The sequence below is a fragment of the Thermomonospora echinospora genome (genome assembly GCF_900108175.1).
Lineage (GTDB): Bacteria > Actinomycetota > Actinomycetes > Streptosporangiales > Streptosporangiaceae > Thermomonospora > Thermomonospora echinospora.
The window spans coordinates 21,955-33,690 of record NZ_FNVO01000028.1 but is presented as its reverse complement, the minus strand read 5'-3'; the positions used below and the strand labels follow the sequence as shown (position 1 = coordinate 33,690).

Below are 11,736 nucleotides of genomic sequence, written 5' to 3'. Positions count from 1 at the left end.
CCGAAGGCATCGGCCGGGCGGCGACTCTGCACGCCTCGGGCGGCGGGCTCCCCGCCGCCCGTCTGGGAACGCCGTCAGGCGGGGGCGCCGGCAGGGCCGGCCAGGTTGTAGGGGACCAGCATCGCACGCAGCTCTCCCAGGGAGATCAGCCCGTCGCGGTTGCTGTCGGCGATCTCGAATCTGGTCTGGGTCTCGGCCCGCGACCACGACAGGCCCAACTCGTCCAGGATCAGCGTGAAACCCATCAGGTCAAGCTTGCCGTCGCCGTCCACGTCGATCCGCCGGAACGCGTTGATGAGGCCGTCCTCGATCGATTCGGCGGTCATACCACTCCTCGTTGAGTCAAAGGTGCCCGCATCATGGCATACCGGCGGGCTGTCCCAGGGGTGACAGGATCACATACCCGCACCTAACTGAAATGGACGACAATCACCACCATGTGGTTCCGCATCCTCGGCACGACGGAGGTGAGGTCGGCCGACGGCACGCCGCTCGGCGTGGGCGGCCCTCGGGTACGTTCGCTGCTCGCCCTGCTGCTGCTCGACCCCGGCCAGGTGATCACCACGGAACGGCTGATCGACGGGCTGTACGGGGAGAACCCGCCCACCGGTGCGGCCAACGCCCTGCAGTCCCAGGTGTCGCGGCTGCGGCGCGGGCTGCGCGGGCTGCCGGGCCAGGGCGATCCGGTGGAGTTCCACCCGGCCGGGTACCGGCTGGCGGTCGATCCCGAGGCCGTGGACGCCCACCGCTTCCAGCGGCTCGCCGGGCAGGGGCGGCGGGCGCTGGCCGCCGGTGAGCACGCCCGCGCCGCCGCGCTGCTGCGCGAGGGGCTCGGCCTGTGGCGCGGCCCGGCCCTGGCCGACGTGGCGGACGCACCGTTCGCCGCCGCCCAGGCGGCCCGGCTGGAGGAGATGCGGGCCGCGGCCACCGAAGACCTGGCCGAGGCGGAGCTGGCACTGGGGCGGCACCGCGACCTGGTAGCGGAGCTGCAGAAACTAGTGGAGCGGCACCCGCTGCGGGAACGAGCACGGGCCCAGCTCATGCGGGCGCTGTACGGCAGCGGCCGGCAGGCCGAGGCACTGACGGTCTACGAGAACGCGCGACGACTCCTCGCCGAGGAACTGGGAACCGACCCATCCCCCGAACTGACCACCGTCCACCTCGCCATCCTCCAAGCAAACCAGTCTCTCCTACCACCCCCCACCCCCCACCGTCCCCCTCACTTCCCCCATACACCGCCCGACCCCACGCACACACCGCCCAGCCTCACCCACCCGCCATTCGATTCCACGCACGCGTCTACCGACCCCAGCCACACACCGTCCGGACCCGTGCACACACCGTCCGACCCCACGCATGCGCCCACCGGCCCCGCACATGCACCATCCGACCCCACACACGCGCCTACCAGTCCCACACACGCGCCGTTCAATCCCACGCACGCGTCCACCGACCCCGCGCACACACCGTCCGATCCCACGCACGCGCCCACCAGCCCCGCACATGCACCATCCGACCCCACACACGCACCGCCCGGCCTCACGCACACACCACCCGACCCCGCGCGCGTACCGACCAGCCCCGCGCACGCACCGTTCGATCCCACGCATGCGCCCACCAGCCCCGCACATGCACCGTCCGGCCCCGGGCAACCACCACCCGATCCCACGCACGCGCCGACCGGCCCTACGTACGCGCCGTTCAATCCCACGGATGGGCAGCCCGGTCACCCGCACTCGGCGGCCGGGGCCTCGTCCGGTCCGGTGCGGGCGGTGCCCGGTCCTGGTGCGGCGGCCGGTTCCGGGTATCCGCCGTCCGGTCCGGTGCACGTTCGGGCGGGTGCGGCGCCCGGTGCCGAGCAGGTTCCCGGGGTGGCGCCGTCTCGGCTGCCCGCCCGGCTCACCACGTTCGTCGGGCGGGAGGAGGAGCTGCGGCGGGTCGGTGAGCTGCTGAGTGGGCAGCGCCTGCTCACCCTGATCGGTCCCGGTGGCGCGGGCAAGACCCGGCTGGCGGTCGAGGCGGGCGCGCTGGAGCCGGGCGAGGTCCGCTTCGTGGACCTGGCCCCGCTCGGCGACGGGACCGAAGTGGCCGGCGCGCTGCTCGGCGCGCTGGGCCTGCGCGAGAGCGGGCTGCGGCCCGCGCCCGGCGACGCCTCCGTCGACCCGGTCGAACGCCTGGTCACCGCGCTGACCGGCCGGCGGGTGCTGCTCATCCTGGACAACTGCGAGCACGTCGTCGACGAAGCCGCCCGCCTCGTTCACCGGCTGCTGAGCGCCTGCCCCGAGCTGCGGGTCCTGGCGACCAGCCGGGAGGCCCTGGGCATCACCGGCGAGTCGCTGTGGCCGCTGCCGCCGCTGCCGCTGCCGCCGGAGGGGGTCCGTGCCGAACAGGCGCTGGAGTACCCGGCGGTACGCCTGTTCGCCGAACGGGCCGCCGCCGTCAGCCCCGGCTTCACCGTCGACGCCGACAACGTCGATCTCGTTCTGCGGATCTGCCGTGACCTGGACGGGCTGCCACTGGCCATCGAGCTGGCCGCCGCCCGGCTGCGCTCGCTGCCGCCCGCCGAGGTCGCCGCCCGGCTGGACGACCGGTTCCGGCTGCTGTCGCGCGGCGACCGTACGGCCGCGCCCCGCCATCGGACGCTGCGCGCGGTGGTGGAGTGGAGCTGGGACCTGCTGGATGCCGGGGAGCAGACGCTGGCGCGGCGGCTGACCGTGTTCAGCGGCGGTGTCACCCTGGAGGCGGCGGCGCGGGTGTGCCAGATGTCCCCCGACGAGATCGACGAGCTGCTGGCCGGGCTGGTCGACAAGTCCTTCGTCCACAGTGGGCCGGACGGCCGCTACCAGATGCTGGAGACCATCCGGGCCTTCTGCGCCGAACGGCTGGCCGAGGCGGGCGAACGCGACCGGCTGCAGCGGGCGCACGCCGAACACTTCTTCGACCTGGCCCGTACCGCCGACCCGTACCTGCGCCGGGCCGAGCAACTGGACTGGCTGGACAGGCTGGCTGCCGAGCACGGCAACCTGCACGCCGCGCTGCGCTGGGCCGTCCGCCACGACACCACGCTGGCGCTGCGGCTGGTGGCCGCGCTGTCGTGGTACTGGTGGCTGCGCGGCCGGGTGGAGGGCGCCCCGCTGGCCGGTGAACTACTGGTCGCGGTGGGCGACGAGCCGCCGGACGACCTGGGCGAGGAGTGGGTGCTGTGCCTGGCCAACGCCGCCTCCGGCAATACGCTCGACCCGGAGCTGAGCGGCCGCCTGGACCACGCCGAGGCGATCATGAAGGGCATCGACCGGCCGCTGCGCTGGCCCGGCGGGATCGTCTACTGGGCGCTGCTGGCCGGGCCGGAGCGCACCAGCGTCGAGCAGCACCGGGTGCAGCTCGGGACGGACGCCTGGTCGCAGGTGATCAGCCACCTGGGCGACGGCTTCCAGCTCCTGTTCAAGGGCGAGCTGGTCGTGGCCGAGCCGGAGTTCGAGGCGGCCTACGAGGGGTTCCGCGCGCTCGGGGATCGCTGGGGCATGGCCAACTCGCTGGACCCGCTGGCCCAGGTCGCCGACTGGCGCGGCGACCGGGAACGCTTCCACGCGCTGATCGACCGGGCCCTGGAGCTGGTCGATCAGCTCAGCGCGTACGAGGAGCGGGCCGACCTGCTGGCCCTGCGCGCGACCACGTTCGTCCGGGACGGCGACTATGCACGCGCCGAGGCCGACTACAGGCTGGCGGCCGAGGTCGCCCGCCGGGCCGGAGCCGGGGAGAAGGCCGACGGCATGTACCACGGCCTCGGTGAGATCGCCCGGCTGCGCGGCGACCTGGCGCAGGCTCGGCGGTACTACGAGGCGTCCCTGAACTCCGCGTCCGACAACTGGTTCGCCACCGGCTGGACACGGGCGCAGGCGCTGGTCGGGCTGGGCTGGACCGCCGAGGCCGAGGGCGACGCCGAGCGGGCCCGCGCCCTGCACCGGCAGGGGCTCGCGCTGGCGATGCGCCGCCAGAACGTCATGTACGTCGCCGACGCCGTGGACGGCCTGGCCGGCACGGCCCTCCTGGAGGGCGACGGCGAACGGGCCGCCCTGCTGCTGGGCGTGGCCGCCGGGCTGCGCGGCATCCCGGCGGCCGCCGGCACTGACGCCGCCCGGGTCGCCGCCGGAGCCCGCGAGCTGATCGGCGAGGACGCCTACCGGGCCGCCCACGACCGCGGCAGGGCACTGGACCGCGAGGAGGCCCTGCGGCTGGCGGGCGCCTGACCGTTCTCCGGTCGGGGGTTACCCGTCAGGTAATCGCGGTGGCTACTCGGCGTCCCTAGCGTCGGAGGCGTCGACAACGACGAGGCTCCGAAAGGGGAAACCGCCATGACCTCCCTTCGCTCTGTCACCGATGGCGGCCTGTTCACCGACGGCCGGAGGCTGCTGCGGGCGGCGCTGCGGATCGACGCCGTGATCACCGGCGTCAACGGGCTGGCCTACCTGGCGCTGGCCGGGCCGCTGGAGAGCCTGCTGGGCCTGCCGACCGGCCCCGGCCGGGCCATCGGGGCCCTCCTGCTGGTCTACGCGGTCGCGGTGTGGGCGGTGTCCATGCCCGACCGGATCGGCCGCGGCGCCGCCATGGCGGTCGTGGAGGCCAACCTGCTGTGGACGGTCCTCAGCATCGTGGCGGTCGCCACCGGCCGGCCGGAGCTGAACGTGGCCGGTGGGGTGTGGGCGGTGCTGCAGGCCCTGGTGGTCGCCGGGTTCGCGGCGCTCCAGTACACCGCCCTTCGCCAGACCCGCTGACCTCCACCCGACTGGAAGAGCCCGGCCCGGGATCCATCCCATCGGCCGGGCTTTTCCACACACATACCCCCATATCAGCACGAACAGTTTGCCCGGCTATGGGCGTCGAAGGCGTTCGGCCGGACCGACCAGCCGGTAGGGGTGGATTTCAGGCCATCTGCTGGAGGTGCACGAGATCAAGACCACATGGTCTCTCCGGACGCGGCTGGCGCTGCTGGCCGGCGGCGTCATGGCGTTGGTATGCCTCCTGGTGAGCGCGCTGGTCGTCTTCGGGGTACGCAACCGGGCCGCCGACTACCGGAAAACCCGCGACACTCAAGTCGCCCTAAGCGTGATGCGCCTCATAGAGCGCCGCAGCCTGCCCCCGCTCCTGCCCGAGCAGGACGGCATTTCCATCCAGGTGCTCGACAGCCGGGGCCGGGTGGTGTCGGGCACTGCGAACCTCGCCCACAAACCCCCGATGGCGGACTTCCAACCCCCCGAGAGCGCCGACCTCGCCAGCCGGAAGCTCTGCCCACCACGAGGACTGCGAGACTGCATGAACGTGGTCGTCCTCCGCGTCTACCAGTCCGAGGGCGACTGGACCGTGTACACGGCCAACCGGACGATCCCCTGGTACGTCAGCAGCGGGACCGTGGTGTTCCTGGCCTCCATCTCCTTGCTGCTCGTCCTGCTCACCGCCGTCGGCGCCTCCCACACCGTCCACAAGACCCTCGTCCCGGTGGAGGCCATCCGCGCCGAACTGGCCGAGATCACCGCCTCCGACACCGGTCGCCGCGTTCCCGTCCCCGAGAGCCACGACGAGATCAGACAACTCGCCGACACCGTCAACGCCACCCTGCAACGACTGGACGCCGCGCTCGTCCAGATGCGCCGCTTCACCTCCGACGCCTCCCACGACCTGCGCAGCCCCATCACCGCCGCCCGGGCCCAGGTCGAGGAGGCCCTGCGGTATCCGGAGGAGACCGACTGGCACGAGATGGCCACCCAGGTGCTGGCCAGCCTGGACCGGCTCCAGGCCATCGTGACCGACCTGCTGGAACTGACCGCCCTGGACACCGGCGCCCACCGGGCCATGGACTATGTGAACCTGGGCACGCTGGTCTCCGCCGAGATCGACCGCCGGCCCGGACGAGTGCCGATCCACACCCACCTGGACTCCGACGTGATCGTCCGCGGCGACCCGCTGCGGCTCGCCCGCCTCCTGGTCAACCTGCTCGACAACGCCGAACGGTACGCCGCCTCCAAGGTGGACATCATCGTCCGCTCCGAGAACGGCACCGCCGTCCTGGAGGTCCGCGACGACGGCGCCGGCATCCCGCCCGAACACCGCGAGACCGTCTTCCAGCGCTTCGCCCGGCTGGACACCGCCCGCAACCGCGCCTCCGGCGGCACCGGCCTCGGCCTTCCCATCGCCCGCCAGACCGCCCACGCCCACGGCGGCACCCTGGTCGCCGAGGACAGCCCCCGCGGCGCCCGCCTGGTCCTGCGCCTCCCCCAGACCACCCCGCCCAAGCCCCCCGGCTGAAGCGCCCCGGCACCCCTCTCCCCCCGGGCCTCCTCCTCCCACCTTCCTCCCCGGATATCGAGTTGGCGCATGTCCCGGGCATCGCGTATGCTCTCGGTCGTTGCCCGGCACCGGCAAGCCCGGTCGGGGGACACCCACCGAGACGATAGGCTCGGTAAAGCAAGGTCCTGTGGAGCAGTTAGGAGTGCTCGCCACCCTGTCAAGGTGGAGGTCGCGGGTTCAAATCCCGTCAGGACCGCCAGGGCGCACCAGCGCCTTGGGCAGGTAGCTCAGTCGGTACGAGCGTCCGCCTGAAAAGCGGAAGGTCGGCGGTTCGACCCCGCCCCTGCCCACCTCTCCGAACAGCCGAAACGCCCCGAAGCCAACAGGCTCGGGGCGTTTTTGACGGCAACGCTGACGGCAACGGCCTCAGCCGAGGGCATCCCCCAGCTTCCGCAGCGCCGCCCGCTTTTCATCGAGGGATGTGTGGGCGTAGATGGTCATGGTGACCTCGATGTCGCTGTGTCCGACGATCTCCCGGACGACGTCCGGCGCGACGCCCAGGTGGAGCAGCAGGGACACGCAGGTGTGCCGCATGTCGTGGAAGCGGACGCCCTCCAGCCCGGCGGTCTCGCGGATGCGGCCCCAGCTTCGGCGGAGGTTGTCCGGCTCCATGGGGGTGCCGAGCCGGGACGGGAAGACCAGGCCGTGATCCTGCCAGTCCGGCCAGGCGTCCGCCCGTTCGGCGTGCTGGCGGATCTTGTGCTCACACAGGGCGGTGATGCACAGGGCGGGCAGGGGGATGGTCCGTTCGGAGTCGTCGGTTTTCGGCCGGACGAAGCGCAGCGCTCCCCCGACCCGTTGCAGCGTCTGGACCACTTCCAGGGTGGCGCTTTCGATTCCGTTGCCGGCGCAGACCTCGCATTCCGCGCCGTCGGCCTCCCCGCCTTCCCCGTCGCAGGCGCGGCAGGGCATGAGGGCGATGTCCTGCCAGCGCAGGCCGAGCAGTTCACCGCGCCGCAGGCCCAGGCACAGCGCCAGGACGTACAGGGCGTAGAGCCGTTCGTCTTTGGCCGCCTGGAGGACCGCGCGGGCCTGGTCGACGGTGAGCCCGCGATTGACCTTGTATTTCGGTGCGCTGACCTGGACCAGCTTGGCGACGTTGCGCGGGATGACCTCCTCACGCACCGCGGTTTCCAGAGCGTTCCGCAGCACGGCGTGAATCGACTGGACCATGCGCACCGACAGCCGGGACTGGCAGCACTCCCCGCCCTTGAGAGCGCAGCAGCGCGGCACCTCACGGGCAGCGTCCACCCCGTGCTTGCAGCACAGACACAGCGCCCGGACACGGGAGATGAAGGCCCGCACGTCCCGGGCGGCCAGCTTGCCGAGCCGCTTATTGCCCAACTCAGGGATCAGATAGAGCCGGATCACGCTCTCGTATCCCTGGGCGGTCCTGGGCTTACGCTCGGGCCGCACCACGTTGTCCAGCCAGTACGTCAGGTACTGCCCGACCGTCCAACTCTCCGCCGCAACGGGGATGCCCTGGTCGGCCTGCTCCAAAAGCTTGGTCAGCTTGCGCCGCACCTCGTCATGCGTCCGCCCGTAGAGCCGGACACGCTTGAAGGTCCCCGCCGTGGTCGGCACGAACGCGGCACCCTCGTACCGGCCGTCCTTGCGCTGATAGATCGTGCCCTCACCATTGGCCCGCTTACGGGAACGGGACTTACGAGACTTACGGCCCGCCGACTCCTCCGGCTCTTCCGGCTCGTCCGGGACGGGTAGAAGGGTCACGGTCATCAGGCAGCCACCTCCAAGGACTCGCCCAGGAATTCATCGATCGCGGCAGCGGGAACGATCCGACGACGGCCCACCTTGATCGTGCGGAGCCGGTTGGAGCGGATCAGGTTGTACAGAGACCAGCGGCTCAGCCGGAGCAGCGCCGCAGCCTCGTCGAGGGTCAGGACCCGTTCGTTCTCGTTCAAACGGCACCTCCATGGGTCGTGGACGAGTCGAGTGGTGGCAGGGGTGAGCCGGTCAGGGCAGCGGTGAGCAGCACCTCGCCGGGGGTGAGGCCCTGGCCGACGTAGCGCCAGTGGGCGATGACGAGGACCTGGTCCTCGTCGGTGAGGGGCAGGCGCCCGGTGGTGATCTCGTGTTTGCGCTGGTTGTGGGTGATGCGGTCGGCGCGCAGTTGGCCGAGGGTGGTGGAGTAGTGGCGGGATTTGGTGGAGAAGTGGCCGCGGAAGCCGAGCATGTGGGCCCACTCAGCAAGGCGGAGTTCGGCCATCTCTTCCAGGGCGCCCAGGCGCAGGCATTCGCCGATCAGTCGCCGGGCGTGGTTGCTGACGGGCAGGTCGTTCGGGTCGTCGGTTGCTCGGATGCGCCGGTCGAGGGTGCCGACGCATTCGGCGGCTTTGGTGGCGTATTTGGCGATGTAGCCGGCCACCGCCTTGTCCGTCAGCTCGCCCGTGGTGGTGATGGGGCGGACGTCGAGCTGATCCCCCCAGGCCAACGACCGCGCCGGGACGCCGTCGGCTTCGGGGGTGGTGACGGTGACCGCGCGGACGGCCTGCCCCACCGCTTCGGCGAGGAGGGCATAGGTGGCCCAGCCGGGCGGGGTGATGGCTGGGCCGCCGGGTCCGTCGAGGCGGATCACGGCGTGGAAGTGCACGACGCCGCGCCGTTGGTATTCGGCGACCTTGGCGAACGACACGGTGAGCACGTCGCCCAGCGCTGTGACAGTGAGCCCGGCCGCTTTGGCGATCCTGCGGCGCAGGGCCAGGGTGAACCGGCGCCACAACTCCGGCGCGCAGGCGTTGAAGAGCACGGAGCCGGTGTGGTCGTAGCAGTCCGGGCACAGCGGCTCCCCCAGCCGCGGATCCTCGGCGCCGTGCCGGGCGGTGCACGACAGCCGCCGGCCGTGCGGGCAGGTTCCGGCGTTGCGGCGGGGGTGGCAGGGCTGGACGCTGCCGGGCTTTTCGCGCCGGGTGTGCACCGGCCCGAAGGAGGGTGCGGTGAGGGTGACGAACGCGGCCGGATGGGCGGTGACCGAGTCCGGGACGCCTTTGCCGCCGACCAGGCCCGCCCGGACCAGGTGGTAGGTGTCGGCGCGGTAGGTCTCGGCGCAGGCCGGGCAGCGGGACGCCCGCCGGGTCTTGCACGCCACCCGCAAAGTCCCGCCCGGCTCGCGGGAGGTGGTGTAGCGGTGCAGCACCTCGCCGGTCAGCGGGTCCAGATGCTCGACACGACCCCGCAGGTGCACCGGCTGGACGCAGCCGCCCAGGGCGCGGGTGCGGGCGGCCCACTGCCGGAAGTCCGGGCGGTTCATCTTGGCGGCCATGTCGCGGACGGCCACCGGCGTGAGGGCGGCGTGGGGCACGATGGGCAGGTCTCCTGTCCGTTGAGGCGGTTGGGGGATGGCCCCCGACGTGGCGGCGTGTGCTTGGCGGCTGTGCGGCCACGCCGGGGGCGGCTACCTACGGGGTGGGTTAGAGGACGGAGGCGAACGCGGCCAGCGCATCGGCCAGCGACGCCAGCCCGGAGCCGATCGCGGCCACGGTCTGAGCGGCCCCGAGGGGGTGGCGCAGGACGTAGAGGGCCAGGACGAGCCAGAAGGCGAGAAAGCCGCAGCGGCGAACGAACACGGCAGGCATCTCCGATCGAGGAGTCGAGGGGCCGGGGTTAGTCGTGGCCATGGCCGTGGCAGTGCGGGCAGGTAGCGCCGTCGCCGGTGAGGCCGGTGCCGCCGCAGTGGCAGCACACCCACCGCCGCACCGCCACCGGCGAGACCGGCGGCCGGTCGGCCGAAGGGGCGGCCGGGTCGGGGGTGGGCATCAGGCCACCCGTCCAGCGGCGGGGTCGTGGTCGGCCGGGTCGGGGGTGATGTTGTTCCAGTAGCTGTTGCGGGCGTCGTTCTCGGCCAGGGATCGGGCGGGGATGTGCACGATGCGGTAGGTGATGCGTCCGAAGGTGCGGGAGGCCAGATAGCGGGTGCCGCTTTCGGCGGCGGTCACGCCGAGCAGGGCGGCCACCCGGTCGACCTCGGCCCGCTGACCGGTGTCGCAGTGGCCGCGGGTGTAGACGCTGTACTCCTCGCCGTACTCGTCCACCGGCACGGCGGGGTTGGCCTCCAGGAAGTCGGCCAGGGCGCGCAGGCCGGTGATGGTCTGATGCCGGGCGAACAGATCACCGGGAACGACCGGGTTCGGGTTGGCGGGCATGCGGATACCTCCCAGGGTTAGGCGGCGGACTGGTCGCGGAGCTGGCGCAGCAGCTCGGAGGCGAGCTGGTTGGACACGCCCAGCCGTGCGCGCAGCGCGTCGCGGGTGATGGGGCGGCCATGCTTGGTGTGGTGTTCGTCGGCTACTCGCCGGGCGAACTCCACCAGCGGCCCCGCCGAACTAGCAGAACCAGCCGGGCGAGCCGAGTCGGCCGGGGCGGGACGGCCGGAGTCGTCCTGCCGGGACGGGGCCGCCGGGGCGGCGGCGGGGAGCGGGATCTCGGTCTGCCCGCCCTCGACCGGGGCAGGGTCGGGAGCGGCCAGTTCGGGACGGGCACCGTCCCGGACCGCCGGGACCGGCGGGACCGGCGGCGAGGATGAGGACGGGGACGAGTCGGCGGGGCGGCCGAAGGACGGCGGGACGGCCAGCCCATCAGGGGCCAAGGCGTCAGGACGGGCGGCGGGACGGTGGGTGGCGCGGCGTTCGAGCATGGAGACGGCGACCAGGAAGGCGGTGGCCGGGGTGCCGGCGGTGACCCAGCCCCATACGGTCGGCTGGGCTTGGGCGAGGTTGGCGGCCAGCGAGAGCAGGATGCCGCCGATCAGCACGCACGTTGGCCACGACAGCGGCCGGGCGGTGCGGGCGGTGCGTTTGTCGCGCTGTCGTTCCCGGGCGGCCATGACGCAGGTCAGGTCGATGCAGACCGCGATGGCCCAGGCCATCCAGCCGTGCTGGCCGTGTTCGCGGGCGGTGTCGCGGATGTGGGTGAACGATCCGGCCGCCGCGATGGCGGCCAGGACGACCACTGGCCCGGAGTCGGCCAGCACGGGCAGGAGGCGGCGGGTCATGCCGCCGTCCCGCCGGTCAGGTTCGCCAGCAGCGCGGCCAACTCGGGATCGCACTCGTGGTCCTCGACCCAGCGGTAGGCGCGTCCGGCCGAGACGGCGGTCATGGTGTCGGCGCACCGGTCGCAGGTGGCGATGTGCAGGCCGCGGACGCCGTCCCACTCCACCACCGGCCCCACCAGGACGGACGAGCCGACCCGGCGGGACGGGAACGGACGGATCGGGACGGGGCGGGGACGTGCCGGGACGGGACGGGGACGGACCGGCGGGCGGGTCAGGCGGCGGGGCCGCAGGACGATTACGCGGGGGGTCACGGGCAACTCCATCGGATCGGGTTTTTGGGCATGGGCCAGGTAGGGACGCGGCGCGATCAGGGCTCACGCCAGCCA

12 protein-coding genes and 2 tRNA genes are annotated in these 11,736 nt (G+C 72.4%); 5 read left to right on the top strand and 9 right to left on the bottom strand.

The window, feature by feature from the left end:
* Window positions 1–74 precede the first annotated feature (74 nt).
* Window positions 75–326 carry an EF-hand domain-containing protein gene (locus C4U03_RS35285; protein ID WP_103944155.1) on the bottom strand — a complete coding sequence of 84 codons (252 nt, stop codon included), beginning with the start codon at window positions 324–326 and terminating at the stop codon, window positions 75–77.
* Window positions 327–437: 111 nt separating this feature from the next.
* Here C4U03_RS35285 and C4U03_RS40155 point away from each other — a divergent pair, with 111 nt between their 5' ends.
* The 5 genes from C4U03_RS40155 to C4U03_RS35260 all read left to right on the top strand — a co-directional run bounded on the left by C4U03_RS40155 (window position 438) and on the right by C4U03_RS35260 (window position 6,632).
* Window positions 438–4,247, top strand: coding sequence for an AfsR/SARP family transcriptional regulator (locus C4U03_RS40155; protein ID WP_146087635.1), 3,810 nt, complete (start codon window positions 438–440; stop codon window positions 4,245–4,247).
* A gap of 105 nt (window positions 4,248–4,352) precedes the next feature.
* Window positions 4,353–4,772, top strand: coding sequence for a hypothetical protein (locus tag C4U03_RS35275; RefSeq protein ID WP_103944154.1), 420 nt, complete (start codon window positions 4,353–4,355; stop codon window positions 4,770–4,772).
* A 166-nt stretch (window positions 4,773–4,938) separates the two neighbouring features.
* Window positions 4,939–6,300 carry a sensor histidine kinase gene (locus tag C4U03_RS35270; RefSeq protein ID WP_235018333.1) on the top strand — a complete coding sequence of 454 codons (1,362 nt, stop codon included), beginning with the start codon at window positions 4,939–4,941 and terminating at the stop codon, window positions 6,298–6,300.
* Between the two features lie 163 nt (window positions 6,301–6,463).
* Window positions 6,464–6,541, top strand: a tRNA-Asp gene (locus C4U03_RS35265).
* Between the two features lie 17 nt (window positions 6,542–6,558).
* Window positions 6,559–6,632 (top strand) — tRNA-Phe (locus C4U03_RS35260).
* Between the two features lie 76 nt (window positions 6,633–6,708).
* Here C4U03_RS35260 and C4U03_RS35255 read toward each other — a convergent pair.
* The 8 genes from C4U03_RS35255 to C4U03_RS35230 all read right to left on the bottom strand — a co-directional run bounded on the left by C4U03_RS35255 (window position 6,709) and on the right by C4U03_RS35230 (window position 11,661).
* Window positions 6,709–8,079, bottom strand: a complete 1,371-nt coding sequence (locus tag C4U03_RS35255; protein WP_103944153.1) for a tyrosine-type recombinase/integrase — start codon at window positions 8,077–8,079, stop codon at window positions 6,709–6,711.
* Entirely contained in the window at window positions 8,079–8,264 is a 186-nt protein-coding gene (locus tag C4U03_RS35250) for a helix-turn-helix domain-containing protein (RefSeq protein WP_103944152.1), read from the bottom strand. Before C4U03_RS35250 ends, C4U03_RS35255 begins: the two co-directional genes overlap by 1 nt.
* Complete coding sequence (locus tag C4U03_RS35245; RefSeq protein ID WP_103944196.1) at window positions 8,261–9,622, bottom strand: replication initiator; 1,362 nt, start codon at window positions 9,620–9,622, stop codon at window positions 8,261–8,263. Before C4U03_RS35245 ends, C4U03_RS35250 begins: the two co-directional genes overlap by 4 nt.
* A gap of 148 nt (window positions 9,623–9,770) precedes the next feature.
* The gene (locus C4U03_RS41465; protein ID WP_200827686.1) at window positions 9,771–9,926 is read right to left on the bottom strand and encodes a hypothetical protein; all 156 of its coding nucleotides are present in this window, start codon (window positions 9,924–9,926) and stop codon (window positions 9,771–9,773) included.
* Window positions 9,927–9,963: 37 nt separating this feature from the next.
* Window positions 9,964–10,116, bottom strand: a complete 153-nt coding sequence (locus C4U03_RS40800) for a hypothetical protein (RefSeq protein ID WP_160147204.1) — start codon at window positions 10,114–10,116, stop codon at window positions 9,964–9,966.
* Window positions 10,116–10,502 carry a hypothetical protein gene (locus C4U03_RS35240; RefSeq protein ID WP_103944151.1) on the bottom strand — a complete coding sequence of 129 codons (387 nt, stop codon included), beginning with the start codon at window positions 10,500–10,502 and terminating at the stop codon, window positions 10,116–10,118. The genes C4U03_RS40800 and C4U03_RS35240 overlap by 1 nt, the downstream gene beginning before the upstream one ends.
* A gap of 17 nt (window positions 10,503–10,519) precedes the next feature.
* Entirely contained in the window at window positions 10,520–11,350 is an 831-nt protein-coding gene (locus C4U03_RS35235) for a DUF2637 domain-containing protein (RefSeq protein ID WP_103944150.1), read from the bottom strand.
* Window positions 11,347–11,661 (bottom strand): hypothetical protein, encoded by a 315-nt coding sequence (locus tag C4U03_RS35230; RefSeq protein ID WP_103944149.1) that lies wholly within the window; start codon window positions 11,659–11,661, stop codon window positions 11,347–11,349. Before C4U03_RS35230 ends, C4U03_RS35235 begins: the two co-directional genes overlap by 4 nt.
* Window positions 11,662–11,736: the final 75 nt, after the last annotated feature.